Annotated in this window: 22 protein-coding genes; 4 read left to right on the top strand and 18 right to left on the bottom strand. The window is 72.1% G+C overall.

Going from position 1 to position 25,447, the window contains the following annotated elements; all coding sequences use genetic code 11:
- Positions 1-94 precede the first annotated feature (94 nt).
- The 8 genes from H0H10_RS35130 to H0H10_RS35095 form a co-directional block, all read right to left on the bottom strand.
- On the bottom strand, positions 95-508 hold the full coding sequence (locus H0H10_RS35130) for a DUF3151 domain-containing protein (protein WP_188185240.1): 414 nt from the start codon (positions 506-508) through the stop codon (positions 95-97).
- Between the two features lie 308 nt (positions 509-816).
- Positions 817-1,848, bottom strand: coding sequence for a class II fructose-bisphosphate aldolase (gene fbaA, locus H0H10_RS35125; protein ID WP_188185239.1), 1,032 nt, complete (start codon positions 1,846-1,848; stop codon positions 817-819).
- A gap of 174 nt (positions 1,849-2,022) precedes the next feature.
- Complete coding sequence (gene pyrE / locus H0H10_RS35120) at positions 2,023-2,571, bottom strand: orotate phosphoribosyltransferase (protein WP_188185238.1); 549 nt, start codon at positions 2,569-2,571, stop codon at positions 2,023-2,025.
- 20 nt (positions 2,572-2,591) lie between these two features.
- Positions 2,592-3,380, bottom strand: a complete 789-nt coding sequence (locus H0H10_RS35115) for an aldose epimerase family protein (protein WP_188185237.1) — start codon at positions 3,378-3,380, stop codon at positions 2,592-2,594.
- A 37-nt stretch (positions 3,381-3,417) separates the two neighbouring features.
- Positions 3,418-4,293: an SRPBCC domain-containing protein gene (locus H0H10_RS35110; RefSeq protein WP_188185236.1), complete on the bottom strand. Its 876-nt coding sequence runs from the start codon at positions 4,291-4,293 to the stop codon at positions 3,418-3,420.
- Positions 4,294-5,069: 776 nt separating this feature from the next.
- On the bottom strand, positions 5,070-6,737 hold the full coding sequence (locus H0H10_RS35105; RefSeq protein WP_188185235.1) for a polyamine aminopropyltransferase: 1,668 nt from the start codon (positions 6,735-6,737) through the stop codon (positions 5,070-5,072).
- An 88-nt stretch (positions 6,738-6,825) separates the two neighbouring features.
- On the bottom strand, positions 6,826-7,362 hold the full coding sequence (locus H0H10_RS35100) for a DUF2617 family protein (protein ID WP_188185234.1): 537 nt from the start codon (positions 7,360-7,362) through the stop codon (positions 6,826-6,828).
- A 393-nt stretch (positions 7,363-7,755) separates the two neighbouring features.
- Positions 7,756-8,043, bottom strand: a complete 288-nt coding sequence (locus H0H10_RS35095) for a hypothetical protein (protein ID WP_188185233.1) — start codon at positions 8,041-8,043, stop codon at positions 7,756-7,758.
- A 152-nt stretch (positions 8,044-8,195) separates the two neighbouring features.
- On the opposite strand from H0H10_RS35095, the gene H0H10_RS35090 reads away from it, so the two are divergent.
- Positions 8,196-9,386: a pyridoxal phosphate-dependent aminotransferase gene (locus H0H10_RS35090; RefSeq protein WP_188185232.1), complete on the top strand. Its 1,191-nt coding sequence runs from the start codon at positions 8,196-8,198 to the stop codon at positions 9,384-9,386.
- Positions 9,387-9,528: 142 nt separating this feature from the next.
- On the opposite strand, the gene H0H10_RS35085 is transcribed toward H0H10_RS35090, so the two are convergent.
- Positions 9,529-10,056 carry a YbjN domain-containing protein gene (locus H0H10_RS35085; protein WP_188185231.1) on the bottom strand — a complete coding sequence of 176 codons (528 nt, stop codon included), beginning with the start codon at positions 10,054-10,056 and terminating at the stop codon, positions 9,529-9,531.
- Between the two features lie 216 nt (positions 10,057-10,272).
- Between H0H10_RS35085 and H0H10_RS35080 the strand changes: the two genes are divergently transcribed.
- The gene (locus H0H10_RS35080; protein WP_188185230.1) at positions 10,273-10,707 is read left to right on the top strand and encodes a hypothetical protein; all 435 of its coding nucleotides are present in this window, start codon (positions 10,273-10,275) and stop codon (positions 10,705-10,707) included.
- Positions 10,708-10,751: 44 nt separating this feature from the next.
- Here H0H10_RS35080 and clpB read toward each other — a convergent pair whose 3' ends face one another.
- Together clpB and H0H10_RS35070 are read right to left on the bottom strand one after the other, a co-directional pair.
- On the bottom strand, positions 10,752-13,349 hold the full coding sequence (clpB, locus tag H0H10_RS35075) for an ATP-dependent chaperone ClpB (protein WP_188185229.1): 2,598 nt from the start codon (positions 13,347-13,349) through the stop codon (positions 10,752-10,754).
- Between the two features lie 281 nt (positions 13,350-13,630).
- Positions 13,631-13,966 carry a Rieske (2Fe-2S) protein gene (locus tag H0H10_RS35070; protein WP_188185228.1) on the bottom strand — a complete coding sequence of 112 codons (336 nt, stop codon included), beginning with the start codon at positions 13,964-13,966 and terminating at the stop codon, positions 13,631-13,633.
- Positions 13,967-14,260: 294 nt separating this feature from the next.
- Here H0H10_RS35070 and H0H10_RS35065 point away from each other — a divergent pair, with 294 nt between their 5' ends.
- A complete protein-coding gene (locus tag H0H10_RS35065) occupies positions 14,261-15,298 on the top strand; it encodes a helix-turn-helix transcriptional regulator (protein WP_188185227.1) in 1,038 nt (345 codons plus the stop codon).
- On the top strand, positions 15,295-16,317 hold the full coding sequence (locus H0H10_RS35060; RefSeq protein ID WP_309141962.1) for a helix-turn-helix transcriptional regulator: 1,023 nt from the start codon (positions 15,295-15,297) through the stop codon (positions 16,315-16,317). Before H0H10_RS35065 ends, H0H10_RS35060 begins: the two co-directional genes overlap by 4 nt.
- Here H0H10_RS35060 and H0H10_RS35055 read toward each other — a convergent pair.
- From H0H10_RS35055 to H0H10_RS41350, 7 genes are all read right to left on the bottom strand, one after another.
- A complete protein-coding gene (locus H0H10_RS35055; protein WP_188185226.1) occupies positions 16,280-17,314 on the bottom strand; it encodes a helix-turn-helix transcriptional regulator in 1,035 nt (344 codons plus the stop codon). The genes H0H10_RS35060 and H0H10_RS35055 overlap by 38 nt on opposite strands.
- A 174-nt stretch (positions 17,315-17,488) precedes the next feature.
- Positions 17,489-18,607: a substrate-binding domain-containing protein gene (locus tag H0H10_RS35050; protein ID WP_309141961.1), complete on the bottom strand. Its 1,119-nt coding sequence runs from the start codon at positions 18,605-18,607 to the stop codon at positions 17,489-17,491.
- A gap of 259 nt (positions 18,608-18,866) precedes the next feature.
- Positions 18,867-19,322, bottom strand: a complete 456-nt coding sequence (locus H0H10_RS35045; protein WP_188185224.1) for a heat shock protein transcriptional repressor HspR — start codon at positions 19,320-19,322, stop codon at positions 18,867-18,869.
- A gap of 5 nt (positions 19,323-19,327) precedes the next feature.
- Positions 19,328-20,509: a molecular chaperone DnaJ gene (dnaJ, locus tag H0H10_RS35040; protein ID WP_188185223.1), complete on the bottom strand. Its 1,182-nt coding sequence runs from the start codon at positions 20,507-20,509 to the stop codon at positions 19,328-19,330.
- Positions 20,510-20,545: 36 nt separating this feature from the next.
- Positions 20,546-21,205, bottom strand: a complete 660-nt coding sequence (grpE, locus tag H0H10_RS35035; protein WP_188185222.1) for a nucleotide exchange factor GrpE — start codon at positions 21,203-21,205, stop codon at positions 20,546-20,548.
- Entirely contained in the window at positions 21,202-23,049 is a 1,848-nt protein-coding gene (gene dnaK, locus H0H10_RS35030; protein ID WP_188185221.1) for a molecular chaperone DnaK, read from the bottom strand. Before dnaK ends, grpE begins: the two co-directional genes overlap by 4 nt.
- 94 nt (positions 23,050-23,143) lie before the next feature.
- The gene (locus tag H0H10_RS41350) at positions 23,144-25,261 is read right to left on the bottom strand and encodes a hypothetical protein (RefSeq protein WP_373566956.1); all 2,118 of its coding nucleotides are present in this window, start codon (positions 25,259-25,261) and stop codon (positions 23,144-23,146) included.
- Positions 25,262-25,447 lie beyond the last annotated feature (186 nt).

The raw sequence follows: 25,447 nt of genomic DNA, 5'->3' as shown, positions 1-25,447 counted from the left end.
CACGGGGCCCCGGTCCCCACCGGCATCCTCCGTAATGCTGCCAGGAAACCGCAAGGCCCGCCTGGTCACAGGCGGGCCACGCGCGGCGGGGCCGCTATCCGAGCACCTCGGCCGCGGTCGGCGAGGAGTCCTTCAGGAACTGGGAGCAGCGCTCGTACTCCTCCTTCTCGCCGATCGCCTGGGCGGCGCGGGCGAGGGCGTGCAGGGCGCGCAGGAAGCCGCGGTTCGGCTCGTGCTCCCAGGGCACCGGGCCGTGGCCCTTCCAGCCGTTGCGGCGCAGCGCGTCCAGGCCGCGGTGGTAGCCCGTACGGGCGTAGGCGTAGGACTCCACGACGCTGCCCCGCTCGTACGCCTCGTCGGCCAGCCGGGCCCAGGCCAGCGAGGACGTCGGGTACTTCGCGGCGACGTCGGCGGCGGAGGTCCCGCCCGCCAGCAGCTCGCGCGGCCCGGGGTCGTCGGGGAGGTGGGTCGGGGGCGGTCCCCCGAGAAGGTTCTCGTGAATGGCCATGGGCACCAGTCTGCGCCATGCCGGAGGCATACGTACGCGGACCCGGCACGCCAGCCCCACGACGGACCCGGCACGGCGGACCCGGCACGCCAGCCCCACGACGGACCCGGCACGGCGGACCCGGCACGACAGCCGTACGACGGACCCGGCACGGCGGACCCGGCACGACAGCCGTACGGCGGACCCACCCGCGCGGACGCGCACGGCCCGCACTGCCGCCCCCCGCCCCCGGACAGGCCCCGGACACGCGGGAGCCCGGCACCGCGAGGTGCCGGGCCCGTCGTGCGCTCCGGGCCGTGCCCGATCCGTTACTTGATCTTCTGGCCGGCCGACCGCAGGTGGCCGCAGGCCTCGACGACCCGGGCGGCCATCGACGCCTCGGCGAGCTTGCCCCAGGTGCGCGGGTCGTAGGTCTTCTTGTTGCCGACCTCGCCGTCGACCTTCAGGACGCCGTCGTAGTTGCGGAACATGTGGTCGGCGACCGGACGCGTGAAGGCGTACTGGGTGTCCGTGTCGATGTTCATCTTGACCACGCCGTTGTCCAGCGCGGTGGCGATCTCCTGCTCGGTGGAGCCGGAGCCGCCGTGGAAGACGAAGTTGAACGGCTTGCTGCCGGCCGGCTGGCCGTACTTGGCGGCGACGCCCTCGTTGAGCTCCTTCAGCAGCTCGGGGCGGAGCACCACGTTGCCCGGCTTGTACACACCGTGCACGTTGCCGAAGGACGCGGCCAGCAGGTAGCGGCCCTTCTCGCCCAGGCCCAGGGCCTCGGCGGTGCGGATCGCGTCGTCGACCGTGGTGTAGAGGGAGTCGTTGATCTCGTGGGAGACGCCGTCCTCCTCGCCGCCGGTCGGGGTGATCTCGACCTCAAGGATGATCTTGGCGGCGCGGGCGCGCTCCAGCAGCTCCTGGGCGATGGCCAGGTTGTCCGACAGGGTCTCCGCCGAGCCGTCCCACATGTGGGACTGGAAGAGCGGGTTGCGGCCGGCCTTGACGCGCTCCTCGGAGACCGCCAGCAGCGGGCGCACGTACCCGTCGAGCTTGTCCTTCGGGCAGTGGTCCGTGTGCAGGGCGACGGTGACGTCGTACTTCTCCGCGACGATGTGCGCGAACTCGGCCAGCGCCACGGCGCCGGTCACCATGTCCTTCTTGTGCTGGCCGCCCAGGAACTCGGCACCACCGGTGGAGATCTGGATGATGCCGTCGCTCTCCGCCTCCGCGAAACCGCGCAGGGCCGCGTGCAGCGTCTGGGAGGAGGTCACGTTGATGGCCGGGTAGGCGAACTTGCCTGCCTTCGCCCGGTCCAGCATCTCGTTGTAGACCTCGGGAGTTGCGATGGGCATCTGTCCGCTCCTTGTATGTGCGGGTGGGCACGGTTACGTGTCGATACGCGCCGATACGTTTCGGTTCGACTCAGTACGTATCGGTACGTCCATTACGGCCCTGACCTGAACCTTGGGTGCGACGTCATCGTCGGCCCCATCTTTCCAGACGAAGCGGGATACTCCGAGTGGACCTCAGTCCAGTCCCAGCTCGTCCTTGGAGTACGCGTACAGGTAGGGCACCCCGGCGCCCTCCTGGATCTTCTCGGCGGCACCCGTCGCCCGGTCGACGATCGTCGCCACGGCGACGACCTCGGCACCGGCCTCGCGCACCGCCTCGACGGCGGTGAGCGGGGAGCCGCCGGTGGTGGAGGTGTCCTCGACCACCAGGACCCGGCGGCCCTTGATGTCCGGGCCCTCGACCCGCCGCTGCAGACCGTGCGCCTTGGCGGCCTTGCGGACGACGAAGGCGTCCAGGCGGCGGCCCCGCGCGGCGGCCGCGTGCAGCATGGCCGCCGCGACCGGGTCGGCGCCCATGGTCAGCCCGCCCACCGCGTCGAAGTCGAGGCCGGCGGTCAGGTCCAGGAGCACCTGCCCGACCAGCGGCGCGGCCTCGCCGTCCAGGGTGATGCGGCGCAGGTCGACGTAGTAGTCGGCCTCCAGACCCGAGGAGAGGGTCACCTTGCCGTGTACCACGGCCTTGTCCTTGATCTGCTGCAGCAGCGCGCCGCGTACGTCCGTCATGCCTGCCAGACTAAACGGCTCTACAGGCGCCGCCAGCTCCAGGTGGTCGTCGCCTCCAGCGGCTCCAGGGGCGTGACCAGGCGCGGGAGGGTGTTGAGCCCGTTGGGCGGGCCGGTCTGCGGCTCCACGCACACGGCCGCCTCCTGCTCGTCGTAGACCACGACCCACTGCTCCGGGCTGGTCACCTTCAGCTCCAGCCGCTCCGGCCAGGTGAGGGTGACGTCCACGCCGTCGGGCATGCCGAAGCAGTCGTCCCAGGGGCCGGGCCTCGGCTCGACGCGGTTGCCGGTGGGCAGGTGGTCCTCGCCGCGCTCCTCCTGCCAGGCGGGGGAGAAGTCGAGGCGTACGGCGCTGCCGTCGAGGGTCCGGTTGAACCACGGGTGCCAGCCGATCTGGGCCGGGAAGGACGACTCGTACGTCTCCACGGACATGGTGAGCGTCAGGGCGTCCGGGGCGAGGCGGACCACCTGGGTGATGCGGCCGGAGTACGGCCACGGGTCGACCAGGTCGTACGTGATCACCGCCTCGTCGGTGGTGGCGCGTGCGGTGCTCCAGGCGCCGTCGCGGGCGGTGCCGTGGATGGCGTTCGGGCCGGCGTTGAGCGGCATCTGGTGGACGGTCGCCCCGTCCCGGAACCGGCCGTCGCGGATCCGCCCGCACCACGGCACCATCGGGAAGCTGCCGTAGCGCTCGCCCTGGCGCAGCAGCTCGGTGCCGCCGATGCGCAGTCCTCCGATCCGGCCGCCGTTGCCCGGCTGCACGGTCACCTCCGCGTCGCCCGCGGTCAGCGTGATCTCCTTGTTGCTCACGGCACGACCCTACTGGGCGATCAAGGGCGTACCGGGGTCAGCGGCGCCGTCGCAGCGCACGGCCCACCACGATCGCCGACGCCACGGCCAGCGCCGCGGCGGGTGCCGCCCAGCGCAGGGGCGTGCCCGACGCGTTCGCCTGGGGCGCGGGGACCGGGGCGTACCGGCCGCGCGGCGGGGCGTGGTCCACCTCCTCGGCGCTGCGCCCGATCATCGTCCGCCGGGCGTGCGCCGCCTCGGCGGGGGGCTGCGCGGTGCCGGCGAGGTCCGCCTCGTCGGCGGAGGGGTCGAGGGAGGACGGAGGGATCTCGGTGTCGAAGACGGAGGCGCGCCCGGGGGGTTCGTCGGCGGCGGGCTCGGGCGGGGCGGGGGGCGCGGGCGGCGCGGGTGGTACGGGGGCGTCGTCGGCGTCCGGGCCCGCGTCGAAGTCGCCCGCGGCCGCGGGCTCGAAGTCCTCGGTGGCCAGGGACTCGGCGGTCGGCGCGTGTTCCTCGGCCGCGGTGCCCAGGTTCTCGGCGAACCGGTTCAGCAGGCGGGTCGTGGCCGACTCCACCGTGTCCGCCGGCAGCTCGGTGACGCGGCCGTCCGCCCTGGCCGTACCCGCGAAGATGAGGGTGGAGCCGCCTTCGGCGCCGGCGAGTCGCAGCGTCAGTTCGAGCCGGACCGTGCCGTTGCCGCGGGCCTCGGTGGCGTCGCCCTCGACGGCGTACGTGCCGTCGTCCCGGGCGGACAGGCGCAGGGCACCCCGGTAGGTGATGGAGTGGCTGCCGATACGGACCTTCAGCCGGCCGGCGACGGGCTCGGCACCCGCGTCCTGCTGGAGCCCCGGGACCGCGCGGGCGACCCGGACGGGGTCGGCCAGCACGTCCTTGAGCCGCTCGGCCGGAACCGGAACGAACACCTCATGCTCCATGTCACGCCACCATACCGTTCCGGCACTGCCCAGCACCGGCCAACGGCCATTCCGACCCACCCGGGTCGCCCGGCCGCCTCGGACACGGCCACATCTGGGAACACCCGCCTCGGACACAACCACCTCGGGCACGACCACCTCAGGCACGCCCGCCTCGGACACGGTCGCCTCGGACACGCCCGCCTCGGAAACGGCCGCCTCAGGCACGTTCGCGTCGGGCACGCTCGCCGCGGACACAGCCAGCCCGCGCACGGCCACCTCGGACACGTCCCCCGGGCACGCGCGCTCCAGGCCCGCTCGCCCAGGCCCAGCCACATCGGACACCTCAGCCTCGGCCGCCTCGGAAACGGCCGCCCCGGGCACAGCCACCTCGGACACGTCCCCCGGGCACGCGCGCTCCAGGCACGCTCGCCCAGGCCCAGCCACCTCGGCCACGCTCGCCCCAGGCACGCCCCGCCTCGGACACGGCCACCTCAGGCGCGCCCGCCTCGGACACGCCCGCCTCGGACACGGCCGCCCCGGACACGCCCGCCTCGGACACGGCCGCCCCGGACACGCTCGCCCCATGCACCGCCGCCCCCCACGCACCGCCACCCCAGGGGCACGGCCGCCTCACGCACGGCGCCCCACGCACGCCCACCCCAGGCACGGCCACCTCGGGCACGCGCCCCACGCACGCCCGCCCCACTCACGCCCACCCCACGCACCGCCACCCCGCGCACGCCCGCCGTCGGCAAGTCGCCGGGGCCCGTGTGCCGGGCCGGGGCCGGGGGCGTTCAGTAGCGGGGATGGAGCAGGGTCGACGCGGGCAGGGCGGGGACGTGGGTGTGGGTGGCGGAGCGGGCGGCGGCTCGCAGGGTCGCCGGGGTGAGGGTGTGCGGGCGGGGGCCGGACGGGTCGAGGGCGAGGGCGGGGGGCCGGCGGGCGGCCAGGACGAAACCCCAGTCGCGGGGCGCGTGGGACGGGCCCGCGGCGCGGTCGGGCCCCGCCGTGAAGCCGTCGGTCCCGGCGCGGACGCGGTAGGCGGCGGTGCGCAGTCCGGCGGCGCGGAGCGTCGACTCCACCGTCCAGAAGGCCCGGGGCCGGGAGGACACCGGCCCGGCGTGCACGACGAGGCGGCCGCCGGGCGCGAGCACGCGCCGGGCGAGGCCGTAGAACTCCTGCGAGTACAGCTTCGTGCTCGCCGTGATGCCCGGATCGGGCAGGTCCGAGATCACCACGTCGTACGACGCGGGGGGCGTCGTACGCAGCCGCGCGAAGGCGTCCGCCGGCGTGAGGCGGACGCGGGGGTCGCCGTAGGCGTGGTCGTTCAGCTCGGACAGGCCCGGGTCGTGCCGGGCCAGCCGGGCGAGGCCGGGGTCGAACTCGACGATGTCGACCCGCCGTACGCCCGGGTGGCGCAGCACCTCCCGGGCGGCGAGGCCGTCCCCGCCGCCGAGGATCAGCACGCGCGCGTGCCGTCCGGTCATGGCGGGGTGGACCAGCGCCTCGTGGTAGCGGCGCTCGTCGCCGGCGCCGACCCGCAGCCGTCCGTCCAGGAACAGGCCGAGCGGCCGGCCGTCGGTGTCGCCGGTGAGGACGACCTCCTGCACGTCGGTCTGGACGGCCACGCGGACGTCCTGGCCGTACACGGCGTGCCGGGCGGCCCGTTCGAAGTCGTCGGCGAGGACGGTCGCCGTGGCGAGGACGGCGAGGACGACGGCGTTGGCGGACAGCAGCAGCCACCGGGCGCGGCGGCTCAGGTCCCGCCGGAACAGGCCGAGCACGAGGGCGGCGCCGACGACCGCGTTGACGGTGCCGGTGAGCAGCGCGCCGGTCAGCTGGCCGAGGAAGGGCAGCAGCACGAAGGGAAAGGCCAGGCCGCCGACGAGCGCGCCGACGTAGTCCGCGGCGAACAGGTCGGCCACGGCACCGCCCGCGTCCTGGCGGCGGATGCGCTGGATCAGCTCCATCAGCAGCGGGACCTCGGCGCCGATCAGCAGGCCGATGGCGAGGGAGAAGGCGACCAGCAGGAAACGGGGGCCGTCGGCCCACAGGCCGCCCCAGTCACCGGTCCAGGCGAAGACGGCGTACAGCACCATGGCGCTGGAGCCGCCGACGAGGGCGAGCACGGCCTCCACCGCGCCGAAGCCGGCCGCCGCGAACCGGCGCAGCCGCTTGGCGGCGAGCGAGCCGACGCCCATGGCGAAGACCATGACGGACAGCACGACGGACGCCTGGGTGACCGAGTCCCCGATCAGGTACGAGGCGAGCGCGACGAGTTCCAGTTCGTACACGAGCCCGCAGGCCGCGCAGACGAAGACTCCCGCGAGGACCAGGAACCGCCCGGTGCCGGGCCGGACCGGCAGGGGCGCGGGGGCGCCCGCGCCGGGGCCGAGGGGGCCGCCGGGGCCGCCCCAGGGCGGCGGGGAGCCGGGCGGGGCGGGCGCGTGCGGTTCGATCACGCTGTGACGTTACGTCACTCCTCGGGCACGGCTCGTCACCCACGCGTGTGAATCTGTCGTTCAGATGGGCACCGCAGGTTTATCCCGTTCACACCCCGGCCGGGCTGAGCTGCGGCGTCGGCACCCGGGCGCCCACCCGGGTCCTGGTCGCCACCAACTGGCCGTCCTGCGGGTAGGCGTGCCAGGTCCGCCAGTGCACCTGCCCCTCGTGGCGCTGGGCCAGCAGCGCGGTGAAGGCGTGCGGGCTGCCGGGGAAGACGCCGGCCAGCCCGTGCGGGTGCTCGGAGACCAGGGCCAGCAGTTCCTGGGCACGGCCGGCGAAGGAGCCCGGCGAGAGCACCTCCACCCGGGCGGCGAACTCGTACTCCCAGTCGCCCACCCGCTTGGCGACGCCCAGCGGGAGCGGGGTGCTGCTGCCCGGAATGCACGCCACCGTCTCCGAGCAGTTCCCCCGCTCCTCCTCCAGGAGTACCTGGTGGGACGCCCCGAGCAGTCTCAACTGGAGCTTGGCGTCCGTCAGTTCGACGTCGAGGGTGGCCAGCGCGGGCAGCGGTTCACGCCCCAGTGCCCAGGCCAGGTCGGCGGCGCTCGTGTCGGTGTAGGCGGTGTTCAGGGTCGTGAGCATGGATCGGCTCCGCAAGCACACAAAGGAGAAGAGGGTGTGGGGCCTGCGCACCCCGGTCCCGTTCGGGAAATGCGGCCCGGTCAGCCGGTCGGGGAGGGGTTCAACAGGGCGCCCGAGGGGCTGCGTTGATGACTGAGAGGGAATCATGAACGGTGGTCCCGCCACAGCGTTTTTACCCAACTTCGTGGCGTTTCCATCCCTCAGAGGGCTCCACAGCTCAACTGTTCAACCATGGCGCACGCCCCCGCCCGACCGGCGTGCGCCGGAGCGCGGAAGCGCCCGCCGGGTGTGTCTCCCGGCGGGCGCTCGGCGCGGGGGCGCACAGGGCCCGGACCCAGGTGCGGGCCCTGTGACGGATGCGGTTCCCCCTGGGCGGAGCTCAGCTGCCCCGTGTCAGCTGCCTCCACCGCATCCGCCGCCCCCTCCCCCGCCCCCGCAGGACGAGCCGCCTCCGCAGGACGACCCGCCACCGCAGGAGTGGCCCCCGTGGTTCCCGCCGGAGGTCGAGCCACCGCCGGCCCACCAGCTGCTGCTCCCGCCGTCACCGCCACCGCCGCCGTACGACCGCGAGGTCCGGCGGCGCGGCCGGGGCCGGGGTGCGTGCGCGGTGCTGCGCGCGGCGGCCACGATCGCGGCGATCACCAGTACGAAGACGACCATCAGGATGATGCCGGCGACCATGGCGTCACCCTCCTTCCGTTCCCCCGGGCATCCACCCGGAAGTCCCCCGAAGCGACCCCCCGTTGGGCGCCTCACTCGTTGCGTGACCGGGAGATGCCCCCGGCCGCCGGCGCCCAAAGCAGAGTTGAGGAAGTCCAGAGCTTCGGCGCAGGATGGCCGGCATGACCTCCACCGCGCGCCCCTTCCTCAACCGCCGCCTCGCCGAGTTCGGGACGACGATCTTCGCCGAGATGTCCGCGCTGGCCGTGCGGACCGGGGCGATCAACCTGGGCCAGGGCTTCCCCGACACGGACGGCCCCGAGGAGATCAGGGAGGCCGCCGTGCGGGCCCTGCGCGACGGGCGCGGCAACCAGTACCCGCCGGGCCCGGGCGTCCCCGAGCTGCGCGCCGCCGTCGCCGCCCACCAGCAGCGCCGTTACGGGCTGTCCTACGACCCGGACACGGAGGTCCTGGTCACGGCCGGCGCCACCGAGGCCATCGCGGCCGCCCTCCTCGGCCTGCTGGAGCCCGGCGACGAGGTCGTCGCCCTGGAGCCGTACTACGACTCGTACGCGGCCTGCATCGCCATGGCGGGCGGCAGGCGGGTGCCGGTGACCCTGCGCCCGCACGAGGGCGCCTTCCGCCTGGACCTCGACGAGCTGCGCGACGCGGTCACCGACCGCACCCGCCTGCTGCTGCTCAACACCCCGCACAACCCGACGGGCACCGTGCTGACCCGCGAGGAGCTGGCGGCGATCGCCGAGCTGGCGGTGGAACGGGACCTGCTGGTGGTGACGGACGAGGTCTACGAGCACCTGGTGTTCGACGACGCCGAGCACGTGCCCATCGCGACCTTCCCCGGGATGCGGGAGCGTACGGTGACCATCGGCTCGGCCGGCAAGACGTTCTCGTTCACGGGCTGGAAGGTCGGCTGGGTCACCGCCGCCCCGGCCCTGGTCACGGCGGTCCGCTCGGCCAAGCAGTACCTGACCTACGTGGCGTCCGGGCCGTTCCAGTACGCGGTCGCCGAGGCCCTGGCGCTGCCGGAGACGTACTTCACCGCCTTCCGCGACGACATGCGGGCCAAGCGGGACCTGCTGGCGGCCGGCCTGACCGAGGCGGGCTTCGGGGTCCACCGCCCCGCCGGCACCTACTTCATCACCACCGACATCCGCCCCCTCGGCTTCGGCGACGGCTTCGCCTTCTGCCGCGCCCTGCCGGAACGCGCCGGGGTCGTCGCCATCCCCAACGCGGTCTTCTACGACCACCGCGAGGCGGGCGCGCCCTTCGTGCGGTTCGCGTTCTGCAAGCGGACGGCGGTGCTGGAGGAGGCGGTGCGGCGGCTGAAGGCCCTGGCGGGCTGAGCGGCGCCGGGCGGGGCCCCGGAGACGGCGAGAGCCCGCCCCGGGGCGCGACCGTGCCGGTCCGCGCCCGGGCCGGGCTCTCCCTCACGTCGGCGCGCACCGGTCGTACGCGCCGACGCAGCGGCGTGGTGCCGTGCGGCGGCTACTCGCCGTCCTCGGGCTTCTCCGCGTCGTTGACCTCCTGCTCCAGGCCGAGCTGCTCCACGAGCCACCGGTCGAACTCGATGGCGGCCCGCACCCAGCTGACCGTCGAGGAGACGAAGTGCTCCAGGCTGACACCCATGCCGATCAGCATCTGGGCCTCGCCGATCAGGCGGACGGTGCCGTCGTCGTGGGTGTGGGTGTACACCTTGGGCCACAGGGTGCGCCGGTTCCAGTCGTCGACGGACTCCAGCAGCTGCGGCTTCTCGTCGATCTTGTGGGGCCGGTCGTAGAACGTCCGCACCGAGAAGACCTGCTGGTCACCCTCGCCGCGGAACATGAAGTACGTGCGGAACTGCTCCCACGGCGCCGCGAGGTCTCCCTCGTCGTCGACGACGTACTTGAGCTCCATCTGCTCCAGGAGCTGCTTCACGAGATCCTGATCCGGGACGACGGGGCCCGCCGGTCCTTGGGGCTGCGGCTCGGGCTGGCCCCCGAAGTTCGGAATCGAGGACGGGTCGATGCTCACCGTGTTTTTCCCTTCGTACGGATCTGGCCATCCTCCCTCATGCGGGGAGGGGGGTGGCAAGCCCCGACGGCGCCTGTCAGCCTTGGGCTGACATGATCCGGCCGGTCGGGTGGCGGGCCGGCGCACCGAGTGGGGGCGCAGTGGGGGCGAGGACCGGACCGGCAGGACGGCCGGGTGCGGAGGGGCGGACCCGGTGGTGGCTGGTCGCGGCCGTGGTTGGCCCTGCCCGCCCTGGTCCTGCTGCCGTTCCTCGCCGCCTTCGTGGCCGTCGTCTTCGACGACTCCGAGTACCCGCTCGGCGGCGGGCCGGAGAAGACCCCCTGCGCGGACGTCCTCCGCTTCGGCGGAGCGGCGCTTCCCCCCGGCGCGCAGCCGGTCGGGGCCTGTACCCGGCAGGGCTGGCAGGACCTCTACTACAGGGCGGTCTTCCGGATGCCCCGCGCGGACGTCCTGGACTGGCTCGCGCACACCTACCCGGCCGCGCCCGACCCCGAGACGGAGTCCTGCGCCGACGCCGACGCCGATATGTGTCTGGGTCTGGGCTACTCGCAGGGTCTGCCGGACGGGGTGGGAGCCGACTCGGTCCGCGTGAGCGTGGTCCACGAGGACGCCGGCACCTCGCTCGTGCGGTTCTCCGCGTCCACCGTGTGACGAAGGGCCCCTCCCGTTCCCGGGACGGGCCCTGCCGCCCGCTCCTACAGCGTCTTGCCCGTCGCCGGCCCCACGATCAGCTCGTCGCCGAAGCGGTCCACGCGGGCCGTGTCGCCGTCCTTGAGCTCGCCGGCGAGGATTTCGCGGGCGAGGCGGTCGCCGATGGCCGTCTGGACGAGGCGGCGCAGGGGACGGGCGCCGTAGGCCGGGTCCATGCCCTCGTCGGCCAGCCAGGCCAGGGCCTCGTCGGTGACCTCCAGGGTCAGGCGGCGCTCGGCGAGGCGCCGGGCCAGCGCGTCGATCTGGAGCCGCGCGATCCGGCTCAGCTCCTGCTTGGTCAGCGCCGAGAAGACCACCAGGTCGTCCAGCCGGTTGAGGAACTCCGGCTTGAAGGAGGCGCGGACCACCTCCAGGACCTGCTCCTTCTTCTCCGCCTCGCTCGTCACCGGGTCGACCAGGAACTGGCTGCCCAGGTTGGAGGTCAGGACCAGGATCGTGTTGCGGAAGTCGACCGTGCGGCCCTGCCCGTCGGTCAGGCGGCCGTCGTCGAGGACCTGGAGCAGGATGTCGAAGACCTCGGGGTGGGCCTTCTCCACCTCGTCCAGCAGCACCACGCTGTACGGGCGGCGCCGCACGGCCTCGGTGAGCTGGCCGCCCTCCTCGTAGCCGACGTAGCCGGGCGGGGCGCCGACCAGGCGGGCCACGCTGTGCTTCTCGCTGTACTCCGACATGTCGATGCGGACCATCGCCCGCTCGTCGTCGAAGAGGAAGTCGGCGAGTGCCTTCGCCAGCTCGGTCTTGCCGACGCCGGTCGGGCCGAGGAAGAGGAAGGAGCCGGTGGGCCGGTCGGGGTCGGCGATCCCGGCGCGGCTGCGGCGCACCGCGTCGGAGACGGCCCGTACGGCCTCGGTCTGGCCGATGAGCCGCTTGCCGAGCTCGTCCTCCATGCGCAGCAGCTTCTGCGTCTCGCCCTCCAGCAGGCGCCCGGCGGGGATGCCGGTCCAGGAGGCGACCACGTCGGCGATGTCGTCGGAGCCGACCTCCTCCTTGACCATGGTGTCCCTGGCGACCTCCTCCTCGGCCTCGGAGGCGGCCTCCAGGTCGCGCTCCAGGGCGGGGATCTCGCCGTAGAGCAGCTTGGAGGCGGTGTCGAAGTCGCCGTCGCGCTGGGCGCGTTCGGCCTGCCCGCGCAGTTCGTCGAGCTTCTCCTTCAGCTCGCCGACCCGGTTGAGGGACTGCTTCTCCTTCTCCCAGCGGGCGTTGAGACCACGCAGCTCTTCCTCCTTGTCGGCGAGGTCGCGGCGCAGCTTCTCCAGGCGCTCGCGGGAGGCCGCGTCGGTCTCCTTGCTCAGCGCCAGCTCCTCCATCCTCAGCCGGTCGACGGCACGCTGGAGTTCGTCGATCTCGACGGGCGACGAGTCGATCTCCATGCGCAGCCGGGAGGCGGCCTCGTCAACGAGGTCGATGGCCTTGTCGGGCAGGAAACGGGAGGTGATGTACCGGTCGGAGAGAGTGGCCGCGGCGACCAGGGCGCTGTCGGCGATCTGGACCTTGTGGTGGGCCTCGTAGCGGCCCTTGAGCCCGCGCAGGATCGCGATGGAGTCCTCGACGGTCGGCTCGGCGACCAGCACCTGCTGGAAGCGCCGCTCCAGCGCGGGGTCCTTCTCGATGCGCTCGCGGTACTCGTCCAGGGTCGTCGCGCCGACCATGCGCAGCTCGCCGCGCGCGAGCATCGGCTTGAGCATGTTGCCGGCGTCCATGGCGGAGTCCCCGCCGGCGCCGGCCCCGACGACGGTGTGCAGCTCGTCGATGAAGGTGATGATCTGGCCTTCGGAGTCCTTGATCTCGGCCAGGACGGTCTTCAGCCGCTCCTCGAACTCGCCGCGGTACTTCGCCCCGGCGACCATGGCGCCGAGGTCGAGCGCGACGAGCCGCTTGTTCTTCAGCGACTCGGGCACGTCACCCTTGACGATCCGCTGGGCGAGCCCTTCGACGACGGCGGTCTTGCCGACGCCGGGCTCACCGATGAGGACGGGGTTGTTCTTGGTGCGGCGGGACAGGACCTGCACGACCCGGCGGATCTCCTGGTCCCGGCCGATGACCGGGTCGAGCCTGCCCTCGCGGGCGGCGGCGGTGAAGTCGGTGCCGAACTTCTCCAGCGCCTTGTACTGCCCCTCGGGGTCGGCGGTGGTCACCCGGCGGCCTCCCCTCGCCTTCTGGAAGGCATCCAGCAGCTTCTTCGCGGTGGCGCCCTGTCCCTGGAGCACCTCACCGGCCGCTCCGCCCTTGGCGGCGACGCCGATGAGCAGGTGCTCGGTGGAGAGGTACTCGTCGCCGAGCTCCCTGGCGCGGGCCTGGGCGTCGGCGACCACGGCGAGCATCTCACGGTTCGGCTGCGGCGGCGCGACCGTGGACCCGGTCACGCTGGGCAGTCCGGCGAGGATGCGCTCGGCGCCGGAGCGCACGGCCGCGAGGTCGGCCTCGACGGCCGCGAGCAGGTCGGTGATGTTCTCGTTGTCCTGTCCCTGGAGCAGAGCCAGGAGCAGGTGGGCGGGGGTGAGGTCGGGGTGCCCCTCGGTCACGGCGCGGTTGCTGGCCGCGTTGATCGCGTCCCGGCTCCGGTTGGTCAGCTCGGCGTCCACGTTCGCGTTCTCCTCCTAGCGTCGGCTGTCGGCCACGTCTCCCAGTGCTGACTCAGACAACGTGCACAAAGTTGAGTCTATTCCACTCAAGGCAGTGCCGGGAGGCTCCACGGGCGAGATCGCGGACGACGGCTCTTTTCGGCCAGGACGGGTGCGGGGACGAACAGGCTGACACCCGGAAATGTCCCCAGAAAACTACAGCGGCGTCACCGTGTTCAGGTCACGGTGACGCCGCTGCGGGGGGAAGCACCTGAGCGATCTGTTACGACGGGGGAATCGCGTCAGGCACTGCGGGGGGTGGCAGAGATGGTCTGTATGTCGGAGGCCCCCGGCTGCACGAGCCGGTGGTCACGCTGGTCCAGGTTCACGAAGATCATTCCGTACCGGATGGCACACCGGACGGGCTGCGGCGCCCCCCGAGGCCGCCGCAGGCACCGGTACGCCCGTACGTCTCCGTCCTCGTCCCGGGTGACGACGACCGGCTCACCGAACACGGTCACCATCAGCGAGTCACCACTGTGGGGGATGGCGGTGACCAGGTCGATGAAGTGCCAGCCGGAGCGGTAGGCGGTGGCCATTTCACGGCGGAACGAGCGGTCGTCAGGTGGAGTAGTCATGTCAAGACCAAATGGTGTCATTCGTGCCGACATGGGTGTCCTCGCCGGCCGGCGGGGCGGACACCACGACTGACTCGACGCTGTCGGCTCGCCCGTCGCTCTGCGCAGTGAAGAGGCCATTCAGCGCTCCGAAGGCCACAACGGCGGAGAAGGCGGCGACAAGCACCGAGCGAAGCATTCTCTTAGGCATAGTCGGCTTCGTCCTCACTTGAAGGTCCCCTCTTCCCCCGTCGGATAAGACGATGTCTCATTCGGGCACGTCATGGCCACACGATCGGTGCATCATGTTCCTGCATGTTCAGGACCCTGGGGGGTGGAGATTTGACACTAAATCGGACCAACAAGACACATCCCCACTCCATTACTGAACTGTGCGAGGAGGGAGGGCGTCTCTACGCGAACGCACTGCGCACCGGACGTATCGCCCGCGCGGACGTGGAGCCCACCCCGTGCCTGATGGAGTTCGACCTCCTGCACCCCGATCCCGACGACCCGAACTGGCTGCGGCCGGTACCCCCCTCGGTCGCCCTGGCCCAGCGGCTCCACCCGATCGAGCGGGAGATCTCGGAACGCAGGCGGACATCGATCGAGCTGGCGGAAGCCTTCGAGCCGTTCATGGCCCTCAGCGCACAGGGCGCGGCGCCCACCCACTCGATCACCGTGCTGGAGGGGCTCGACCGCATCAACGCGGCTCTCGACCTGGCCACCAACCAGTGCCGGAACGAGGTGCTGACCGTCCAGCCGAGCGCCCGCCATCCCGAACGCAGGGTCATCGAAGGACTGGAGCGTGACAAGACCCTGACCGAGCGGGGTGTGCGGATCCGGACGCTCTACCAGCACACGGCCCGGTACAGCCCCGAACGGCTGGCGTACGTCGACCGCTTCACCAACGGCAAGGCGGAGTACCGGACCATCGACGAACTGGTCGAACGCCTCATCATCTGCGACGAGACCGTCGCGTTCATCCCCGTCCGCGACGACCGCCAGGTCGCCCTGGAGATCCGCCACCCCGGCCTCGTCGCCTATCTGATCAAGGTGTTCGAGTTCATGTGGGGCCGCGCCGTCCCGCTGAGCGCCGGCGCCCCCTACGAGACCGCCCCCGACGGCATCACCGACATCCAGCACTCCATCGCCAAGCTCCTGGTGGAGGGACACGTCGACGAAGCCATCGCACGCCGCCTGGGCATGAACGTGCGCACCTGCCGGGCCCACATCGCCAAACTGGCCAGTGCCCTGGGCAGCGGCAGCCGCGCGCAGCTCGGTTACCTCATAGCCCAGTCGGGAATCCTGGAGCAGGAACAGCGGAGCATCGGGGGTGGGAGTCACTCGTGACCGGCGAGCCGGACAGGCACGAGACCGCGGACGCCGTGGCACCGCATGCCGAGCACGGACCGGAGGACCTCTGCACCGCGGGGACGGCGCTGTACGCACGGGCTCTGCGCGAGGGCCGGCTGCACACCGAGGAGGCGGCTGCGGCACCCTGCCTGGCGGCCTTCGGCCTGCTGCAGCCCGCCGTCTGCGACCTGGCCTGGCTGGAGCCCGTCGCCCCCGCCGTCGCGCTGCACCGGCTGCTGCGCGCCTCGGCGCAGCGCGTCGCCGAGGAAAGACACCGGGAGTCCCGGCTGGCCGAGACGTTCGAACCGCTCATGCGGATCGACGGCCCCCTCACGGCGGGCACGGACGCCCCGGCCCTGCGCGTGCTCAGCGGCATCCCGGAGATCAACCAGTCCATCAGCGAGGTCATGGACGACGCGGCGAGCGAGCTGCTGTGCATCCAGCCCAACGCCCACTACGGCGACCGGCGCGGCAAGCTGGCCCAGAACCTCTCGCTGGAGCGGGACCAGGCCCTGCTCGACCGGGGTGGCCGCATCCGCACCCTCTACCAGCACACGCAGCGTCATCTGCCGCTGGTCCGCGCCCGCTACGAGCAGCTGCGCGGTGACGCCGAGGCCCGCTCCCTGGACGAGGTGACCCGCCGCCTCATCGTCGCGGACCGCAAGGTCGCCTTCATCCCGGCCGACGAGGAGGCCACGATGGCCCTGGAGATCCGCCACCCCGCGTTGATCGCCTACTTCGTGTCCACTTTCGAGCGCCTGTGGCAGCTCGCCACACCCATGTTCCCGGAGGCCGCCCGGCTGCCCTCCCTGAACGGCGTCACCCCCCGCCAGCGCGCCATCGCGGCCCTCCTCGTCGAAGGGCACACCGACACCGCGATAGCCGACCGCCTCGGCATGAACGTCCGCACCGCGCGCGTCCACATAGCCAAACTCGCCGCCACCCTCGGCAGCGAGAGCCGGGCCCAGCTCGGCTACCTCATCGGGCGGTCGGGGATTCTCGATCCGCAAGGCTGACGGATGCCGCGGGCCGCGGCGGGCCGTCCAGGCCCACCTGGGCGATGCGCACGCCCAGCTGCGTGCGACTGGCCGCGCCGAGCGTCTCCGACAGCCGGGCGATGTGCGCCCGGCAGGTCCGCACGCTGATGCCGAGCCGTTCGGCGATCACCGCGTCCTGGTGGCCCTCCGCCAGCAGCGCCGCGATGGACCGCTCGCGGTGCGAGATGCCCTCGATGCCGGTGTCCGGGAGCGGGGCCGTCAGGGGCAGCGCCAGGCGCCACAGGCGCTCGAAGACCGTCACCAGGTAGGCGACCAGCCCCGGGTGGCGCAGCTCCAGGGCCATCGTGCGGTCCGCGTTGGCGGGAATGAAGGCCACCGTGCGGTCGAAGAGGATGAGGCGGTCGATGACCTCGTCCAGGGTCCGCGCCTCGACCGCGTCGCCCATCAGCTCCAGGTAGTTGAGCAGACCCTGGCCGTGCCGGGCCACGTGCGTGTACAGGTCCCGCATCCGCACCCCGCGCCCGCGCAGCGCGAGCGCCCGGTGCAGTCCCTCCGACAGCTCGTGCTCGCGCCGGATGCCGCCGGGCTGGACGGTGAGCACCTCCGTCGTGCACGCCTCCGTCGCCTCGTCCATCGCGGCCTGGATCCGGGCCAGGCCGTCCAGTACGCGGATCGCGGTGCCCTCCGTCGCGGCCGCGGCCGGGACGCGGCCGCCGAGCCCGGCGTACCACTCGAAGGCCGCCACCGCCGAACCCACCCGTCGCTGGCTGGCGCTGACCTCGTCGTACACCCCGCGCAGCAGCCGGGTCATGACCTCCTGGGGAGAGGTCGGCACGAGCCAGTCCATGTCGTCGGGGTCGGGGTGCAGCAGGGCCAGCTCCAGCAGGCAGGGCACCGGCTCCGCGTCCCGGCGCGGCACGCGGCCGCGTCGTACGGCCCGGGAGTACACGCGGTCCCCGGCCTCGCACAGTCGGTCGGCACCGTGTGGATGCTCCTCCGCCCCGTGCCCGGCCATCGCCCATCCCACCCCCGGTTCCGGCTGTTTCCGCAGCGCAACTATGCGCGGCCGGGACCGGGTCCGCAACACGGCTCTCCGCGGGGCGACGACCGGTAACCACCGGTCCGCCCCTCTATGTCCCGACCACTGCACGGCGCACTTGCAGGAAGCTGAGGGGGCGGACGGAACGGGCTACTTCAGCCCGATCTCCGCACAATCGGACGCGATCCGGGCGGTGCAGATGTCGGAGACCTTGTGGATGCCGTCCGCGACGACGGTCTCCTCGATGTTCTCCTTCGTCAGGGCGACGACGGGCACGAGCTGCGCCGGGATGTCCTTGTGCGTGGGGCTGTCGACCCTGTCACGGGTGAGCGCGTCGAACTGGATGTCCCGCCCCTGGACCCGCGCCACGGCCATCTCCGCGGCGTTCTCGGCCTCCTGCGGGTAGGACTTGTACACGCTCATGTACTGCTCGCCGGTGACGATCCGCTGCACCGCCGCCAGCTCCGCGTCCTGACCGGTGACCGGCGGCAGTTCGGTCACGCCCGCGGCCTCCAGCGCCTTGATGACGCCGCCGGCCATGCCGTCGTTGGCGGAGTAGACCGCGGCGATGTTGTCCTTGCCGATCGACTGGATCGCCTGGGCCATGTTCGCCTCGGCGTTCACCGGCTTCCAGTCCTTGGTGTCGAAGCTCTCGGCGATCGTCACCTTGCCGTTCAGCTGGGACATCGCCCCCGCCTTGAACTGCTTGGCGTTGGGGTCGGTGGGCGAGCCGTTCATCATGACGATCTTGTCGGAGCTGTCGATGTCGTCGCCCAGCGCCTCGATGAGGGAACGGCCCTGGACCTCGCCGACCAGCTCGTTGTCGAAGGAGATGTAGGCGTCGATCGGCCCCTCGGCCAGCCGGTCGTAGGCGATGACCGGGATGCCGGCGTCCTTGGCCTTCTCCACACCGCTCGCGATGGCGTGCGAGTCGACGGCGTCCAGGACGATCACGTCGACCTTGTCGTCGATCATCTGCTGGAGCTGCTGGGTCTGCTTCGCCGCGTCCGCACCGGCGTTCGCGTACTCGACCTTGCCCTGGTCGCGGGTGAGGGAGGCCACCTTCTGCTTGAAGATGGGGTAGTCGAACTGCTCGTACCGCGTGTTCTCCGTCTCCGGGAGCAGCAGCCCGACGGTGATGTCGTTGCCCTTGGTCGGGCTCGCGCCGTCGCCGCTCTCCGAGGCGTTCAGCACGCTGCACGCTGCCAGCGAAAAGGTCATCGTGGACGCTGCCACGGATATGGCGATACGACGCATGCAGGAGCTCACTTCTGGTGCCTTCCGGACGCGGGTGCCGCATTGCAACCCAGGTGACTGAAAAGCCAACGCGGCGGCGGCAACAGCGTCAAGCGGAACCACTTAACGAGATGACAACACCACGCTCCGCAGCCGACGTGAAGACGGAGCGGAATCGCCTCCCAACTCCCTTTACAGGCCCTCCATGCAGCGGTCATGCGCAGGGGCCCGGAGGTTCGTCCGAACCTCCGGGCCCCTGCGGCCACGTCCTGGCGGAAACCTTTACGCGCCGTCAGTCGGGCGACTGCTGCTGCCGCTTCGGCCGCCACACCACCAGTGCGCTGGTCTGCTGCACCTCCTGGTACGGCACCAGGTCCCGGCGGTACGAGGCGTGCACCGCCGCCTCGCGCTGACGCATGGCCGAAGCCGCGCCGTCCAGCGCGTCCTGCAGCTCCGCCACCCGGGCCTGGAGCGCGGCGACCTGGTTCTCCAGTTCGATGATGCGCTTGATGCCGGCCAGGTTGATGCCCTCGTCCTGCGACAACTGCTGCACCTGACGGAGCAGTTCGATGTCGCGGGCCGAATAGCGGCGGCCACGGCCGGCCGTGCGGTCCGGGGAGACCAGACCCAGCCGGTCGTACTGGCGCAGCGTCTGCGGGTGCAGACCGGAGAGCTGGGCCGCCACCGAGATGACGTAGACCGGGGTCTCCTCGGTCAGTTCATACGGGTTGCGTCGACGACCGTCCATCTCCCTCAAGCTCCCTTCGCGGCCTGGAACAGCTCCGCCCGCGGATCCTCGTCCGCGGTCGCCTCGCGATACGCCTCCAGCGCGTCACGAGCCTTCCCCGTCAGGTCCTTCGGGACACTCACCTCCACGGTGACCAGCAGGTCGCCGCGAGTGCCGTCCTTGCGGACCGCGCCCTTGCCCCGGGCACGCATGGTGCGGCCGTTGGGAGTGCCCGCCGGCAGCTTCAGGGTGACGGGCGGACCGCCCAGCGTCGGGACCCGCACCTCGCCGCCCAGCGCCGCCTCCGGGTAGGTGACCGGGACGGTGACCGTGAGGTTGTCGCCCTTGCGGCCGAAGACCGGGTGCTCCTTGACGTGCACCACCACGTACAGATCACCCGCCGGACCGCCCCGCTCGCCCGGCGCGCCCTTGCCGCGCAGCCGGATGCGCTGGCCGTCCGACACCCCGGCCGGGATGCGGACCTGCATCGTCCGCGAGGACTTCGCGCGTCCGGAGCCCTTGCACACGTCGCAGGGGTTCTCCGCGATCAGGCCGCGGCCCTTGCAGTCCGGGCAGGGATCGGTCAGCGAGAAGCCGCCGCCCGAGCCCCGGGCGACCTGACCGGTGCCGACGCAGGTCGGGCACACGCGCGGTGTGCCGTTCTTGTCGCCGGTGCCCGAGCAGGCCTTGCAGGGCTGCTGGCTCGACATGCGCAGCGGGACGGTCGCGCCCTCGATGGCCTCCGTGAAGCTGAGGGTCACCTCGGACTCGATGTCCTGGCCGCGCCGTGGCTGGGTCCGCGTGCCGGCGCCGGCGCCGCCGCGGTTGAACAGGCCCCCGAAGACGTCACCGAGCCCGCCGCCGAAGCCGCCGGCCCCGCCCCCGCCCTGGGCGCCGCCTCCGAAGAGGTCGCCCAGGTCGAAGTTGAAGGAGCCGCCGCCCGCCCCCGGCCCCGGGCGGAATCCGCCGTTGCCGAAGAGGGTGCGGGCCTCGTCGTACTCCTTGCGCTTCTTGGGGTCGCCGAGGACGTCGTTCGCCTCGGAGATCTCCTTGAAGCGCTCCTCGGCCTTGGCGTTGCCCTTGTTGGCGTCCGGGTGGTACTCGCGGGCGAGCTTCCGGTACGCCTTCTTGATCTCGGCCTCGGTGGCGTCCTTGGGGACGCCGAGGACCTTGTAGTAGTCCTTCTCGATGAAGTCCTTGGTACTCATCCCCGACGTCCCTCCTTCCCGTCTTCAGTGATTACGTCAGCCCTCCTCCGGGCCACCGTTCTCCTTTTTCTCCGCGGAGTCCGGCTCGGCCTCGGTGGTCTCCTCGGCCGGCTTGACCGTCTGCGCGCCCGGCTGCGGCTCGGCCACGGCCACCCGCGCGGGGCGGATGGTGCGCTCGCCGATCCGGTACCCGGGCTGCAGAATCGCCACGCACGTCGTCTCGGTGACGTCGGGTGCGTAGGAGTGCATCAGGGCCTCGTGCACGGTCGGGTCGAAGGGCTCGCCCTCCTTGCCGAACTGCTGCAGGCCCATCTTGGCCGCGACGGTCTCCAGCGACTCCGCGACGGACTTGAACCCGCCGACGAGCTCACCGTGCTCCCGGGCGCGGCCGATGTCGTCGAGGACGGGCAGCAGCTCGGTCAGGAGGTTCGCGACGGCGATCTCCTTGACCGCCACCCGGTCCCGCTCGACCCGCCGCCGGTAGTTCTGGTACTCGGCCTGCAGCCGCTGGAGGTCCGCCGTGCGCTCGTTCAGCGCCGTGCGCACCTGGTCCAGCTGGGCCACCAGGCCGGCGTTCTCGCTCGCGTCCCCGGCCGGGGCCGCCCCCTCTTCGGAGGCGGCCTTCGGCTCGGCGTCGTCGGTGGCGCCGGAGGGGACGTCGGGCTTCTCCTCGAAGCCCGGGGTCTCCTCCGTCACGCGGCACCGTCCTTGCGCTCGTCGTCCACGATCTCGGCGTCGACCACGTCGTCGTCGGCCGCCTTGCCACCGGCGGTGGCACCCTCGGGACCGCCCGCGGCCTGCGCGGCCTGGGCGTCGGCGTACATGGCCTGGCCCAGCTTCTGCGAGACGGCGGCGACCTTCTCCGTGGCCGTGCGGATCTCGGCGGTGTCGTCGCCCTTGAGCTTCTCCTTCAGCTCGGCGACGGCCTCCTCGACCTCGGTCTTGACCTCGCCCGGGACCTTGTCCTCGTTGTCCTTGAGGAACTTCTCGGTCTGGTAGACGAGCTGCTCGCCCTGGTTGCGGGTCTCGGCGGCCTCGCGGCGCTTGTGGTCCTCCTCCGCGTAGCGCTCGGCCTCCTCGCGCATGCGGTCGACCTCGTCCTTCGGCAGCGAGGAGCCGCCGGTGACGGTCATCTTCTGCTCCTTGCCCGTGCCCAGGTCCTTCGCGGTCACGTGCATGATGCCGTTGGCGTCGATGTCGAAGGAGACCTCGATCTGCGGGACGCCGCGCGGGGCCGGCGGCAGACCGGTCAGCTCGAACATGCCGAGCTTCTTGTTGTACGCCGCGATCTCGCGCTCGCCCTGGTAGACCTGGATCTGCACGGACGGCTGGTTGTCCTCGGCGGTGGTGAAGATCTCGGACCGCTTGGTCGGGATCGTCGTGTTCCGCTCGATGAGCTTGGTCATGATGCCGCCCTTGGTCTCGATGCCGAGGGACAGCGGGGTCACGTCGAGGAGCAGGACGTCCTTGACCTCACCCTTGAGGACACCGGCCTGGAGCGAGGCGCCGATGGCGACGACCTCGTCCGGGTTCACGCCCTTGTTGGCCTCCTTGCCGCCGGTCAGCTCCTTGACGAGCTCGGCGACGGCGGGCATACGGGTGGAGCCACCGACGAGGACGACGTGGTCGATCTCGCCGAGCTGGATGCCGGCGTCCTTGATGACGTTGTGGAACGGCGTCTTGCAGCGCTCCAGCAGGTCGGCCGTCAGCTGCTGGAACTGGGCCCGGGTGAGCTTCTCGTCCAGGTGCAGCGGGCCCTCGGCGGAGGCCGTGATGTAGGGCAGGTTGATCGAGGTCTCGGTGGACGAGGACAGCTCGATCTTCGCCTTCTCGGCGGCCTCGCGCAGGCGCTGCAGCGCCATCTTGTCCTTGCTCAGGTCCACGCCGTGGCCGGACTGGAACTGCTTGACCAGGTAGTCGACGACGCGCTGGTCCCAGTCGTCACCACCGAGGTGGTTGTCACCGTTGGTGGCCTTCACCTCGACGACACCGTCGCCGATCTCCAGCAGGGAGACGTCGAAGGTACCGCCACCGAGGTCGAAGACGAGGATGGTCTGGTCGTCCTTGTCGAGGCCGTACGCCAGGGCGGCGGCCGTCGGCTCGTTGACGATGCGCAGCACGTTCAGACCGGCGATCTCGCCGGCCTCCTTGGTGGCCTGGCGCTCGGCGTCGTTGAAGTACGCGGGGACGGTGATGACCGCGTCGGTCACCTTCTCGCCCAGGTACGCCTCGGCGTCCCGCTTCAGCTTCTGCAGCACGAAGGCGCTGATCTGCTGCGGGTTGAAGTCCTTGCCGTCGAGGTTGATCTTCCAGTCGGTGCCCATGTGGCGCTTGACCGACCGGATGGTCCTGTCGACGTTGGTCACGGCCTGGCGCTTGGCCACCTCACCGACCAGCACCTCGCCGTTCTTGGCGAAGGCGACGACGGACGGCGTGGTCCTGGCGCCCTCGGCGTTGGTGATGACGGTGGGCTCGCCGCCCTCCAGAACGCTGACGACGGAGTTAGTCGTGCCCAGGTCGATGCCGACCGCACGTGCCATGGTGGTTTCCTCCAGCTGACTTGAGTGGAACAGGCTCAAGTGTGCATGACGCCCACCGCTGGGTCAACAGAGGTGAGTCGGGAGGACTCAACTCTTATCTACTCCTTACACGCAACGGCGCGCTGACCTGCGGAAACTCGGCGCGGCTGGCCTGCCGAACCGGGAAATTCGCCGCCTGGAGGGACTCGGGCAACGACACTTCCGACGCCACCGACGCCTGGCGGGGTTCCCGAAGCGGGGGGTTCCGCGGCGTCCCGTGGGGGTCGGGGGGCTCAGGGAGGTCCGGCAGCCGGCGGGGGTCGGGCTGCGGGGGATCCGGGGTGCGGCCGGGGGCGTACCCGAGGGGGTCGGGGGGCGCCGTACGCCGGGACTCGTAGGCGACGTAGTCAAGGTATTCAACGTATCCACGGGGGACGGGCGGCATCCGCCAGGAGTCGTACTCCAGGGGACCGAGCGGCATCCAGTGGGGCGCGAACCCCAGGGGCTCCGGCGCCCGACGTGGCTCCTGTACCCGGACGTCCGGCGACCGATGCGGCTCATGCAGCGGAGCCGCATCGCGCGGCTGCGACACCGGAGCGTCCGTTCCGCGCCGGCGCTCGCGCACTGAAGTGTCCGGCCCCCGGCGGTCGCGCGCCGAGGTGTCCGGTCCCTGGCTGTCGCGCACTGAAGCGTCCGGTCCCCGGCGCTCGCGTACCGAGGCGTCCGGTCCCTGGCGCTCGCGCAGTGAGGTGCCCGACCCCCGGCGGTCGCGCACCGAAACGTCCGGTGCTCGGCGCTGCCCGCGCAGCAGCGCGCTCACGGCGCCGAGGGGCGCGCGGCCCGTCGCACTACCTGTCGTGCGCGGTGCGCGCCTCGCAATGCTCACCGCCTCGCGCGGTGCACGCCCCATAATGCCCGCCGCCTCGCGCGGCGCACGCGCCACTGCGCTCACCACGCCACGCGGCGCACGCGGCGCCTCATCCACCACGCCACGCGGCGCACGCGGCGCACGTCCCACGACACTCGCCACGCCACGCGCCCCCCGTCCCACCGCCTCCACCGCGCCCCGCGCCGCACCCATCGGCACACCCACCGCCCGCCGCGGCTCACCCGCCGAGAAACCCGCCGACCGACGCGACCCCTGCGACAGAGACCCCGCCGGCCGAGGCGACCCCTGCGGCAGAGAGCCCGCGGGCCGGCGCGAGCCGTCCGTCGCGGAGCCCGCCGGCCGGCGCAGTCCGTTCGTCGCGGAGGCCGTCGGCCGGCGCGGTTCGTACACCCGCACGCGCAGCAGCCCGAGCACCCCGACGGCCGCCGTGCCCGCCACCCACAGCACGGCCGACCCGCTCGCCCAGCCGGCGTGCGCCAGCACCCCGGTGAGCACCGCGGAGAACGCCGCGACACCGAGCAGCACCGTCGCGCCCTGCGGTGTGAGCCCGAGCCGCCGCAGCCGGTGGGCGAGGTGGTCGGGTCCGCCGCGCGCCGCGGGCCGCCCGGCGAGCCGGCGCGAGAGCAGGACGAGGACGGCGTCCGCGCTCACGACCGCGGTGAGCGCGAACAGCACCCCCGCACTGGCTCCGGGCTCGTGCGCCGCCCGGGTGAACACCGCCGCCCCGGCGATCACGAAGCCCGCGAACAGCGCCCCGGCCGCCCCCAGCGCGATCCGCGCCGGATGCCAGTTGTGCAGCAGAAAACCGGTGAGCGCGGCGGCCAGCACGCTCAGCAGCACCATGAGCCCGTCCATCACCTCGGCCGCCGCGCAGACGCCGACGCCGAAGGCGGTCACGACGCCCACCGTGCCGGCCACCCCGTCGGCGTGGTCGAGCGCCCGGAAGGCGGCGGCGACCAGCGCGATCCAGCCCACCGCCAGCACCCCGGCCCACAGCCCCGTCTCCTCGTACGGCACCACGCACGCCGCCGCGGCCGCCGTACCGACGACCACCCACCGGCGCCGCAGCCGCCACACGTCGGCCGCCAGACCGAGCACCCCGACGGCGATCCCGGCGACGAGCAGCCGGGACGCCCATGACCCGAGGGGCACGACACCCGTCCAGTCCCCGGCCCCCGCGACCAGTCCGGTGACGAGGACGACGGCCACGCCCCCGATCAGGGGCACGGGCCGGCGGCGGCGCCGGTCGACGAGGGCCAGGCGCAGGGAGAGTGCCCCCAGCACCGCGGTGAACAGGGCGGCGAGGAGGAAGGAGGCGGTGGCGGCGGCGATCCCGTAGAGCACGGGCCCTAAACTAAGCGGAACCAAGCCGAATATCACGATTTGCGATGAATGGCCTGTCCGGACCGGCGTGGCGGCGGCTCACGACCTCGCCCAGCCGGTCAGGGTTGCCTCAGCGACGCAGATCACCGCACTCCTGGCTACAGTGCGGCAGAAGATGCGGGTAGTCTCAGACGGACTGGGTAAGTT

It is taken from the genome of Streptomyces griseicoloratus, assembly GCF_014534645.1.
GTDB classification, from domain to species: Bacteria; Actinomycetota; Actinomycetes; order Streptomycetales; family Streptomycetaceae; genus Streptomyces; species Streptomyces griseicoloratus.
The sequence above is the reverse complement of the archived record's forward strand: the minus strand, read 5'-3'. Positions and strand labels throughout refer to the sequence as shown.

Coding starts and splice junctions, on each gene's coding strand:
- H0H10_RS35130 (WP_188185240.1), bottom strand. CDS start 508: ATGGCCATTCACGAGAACCTTCTCGGGGGACCGCCCCCGACCCACCTC.
- fbaA (WP_188185239.1), bottom strand. CDS start 1,848: ATGCCCATCGCAACTCCCGAGGTCTACAACGAGATGCTGGACCGGGCG.
- pyrE (WP_188185238.1), bottom strand. CDS start 2,571: ATGACGGACGTACGCGGCGCGCTGCTGCAGCAGATCAAGGACAAGGCC.
- H0H10_RS35110 (WP_188185236.1), bottom strand. CDS start 4,293: ATGGAGCATGAGGTGTTCGTTCCGGTTCCGGCCGAGCGGCTCAAGGAC.
- H0H10_RS35100 (WP_188185234.1), bottom strand. CDS start 7,362: ATGCTCACGACCCTGAACACCGCCTACACCGACACGAGCGCCGCCGAC.
- H0H10_RS35095 (WP_188185233.1), bottom strand. CDS start 8,043: ATGGTCGCCGGCATCATCCTGATGGTCGTCTTCGTACTGGTGATCGCC.
- H0H10_RS35090 (WP_188185232.1), top strand. CDS start 8,196: ATGGCCGGCATGACCTCCACCGCGCGCCCCTTCCTCAACCGCCGCCTC.
- H0H10_RS35070 (WP_188185228.1), bottom strand. CDS start 13,966: ATGACTACTCCACCTGACGACCGCTCGTTCCGCCGTGAAATGGCCACC.
- H0H10_RS35065 (WP_188185227.1), top strand. CDS start 14,261: ATGTTCAGGACCCTGGGGGGTGGAGATTTGACACTAAATCGGACCAAC.
- H0H10_RS35055 (WP_188185226.1), bottom strand. CDS start 17,314: ATGGCCGGGCACGGGGCGGAGGAGCATCCACACGGTGCCGACCGACTG.
- H0H10_RS35045 (WP_188185224.1), bottom strand. CDS start 19,322: ATGGACGGTCGTCGACGCAACCCGTATGAACTGACCGAGGAGACCCCG.
- dnaJ (WP_188185223.1), bottom strand. CDS start 20,509: ATGAGTACCAAGGACTTCATCGAGAAGGACTACTACAAGGTCCTCGGC.
- dnaK (WP_188185221.1), bottom strand. CDS start 23,049: ATGGCACGTGCGGTCGGCATCGACCTGGGCACGACTAACTCCGTCGTC.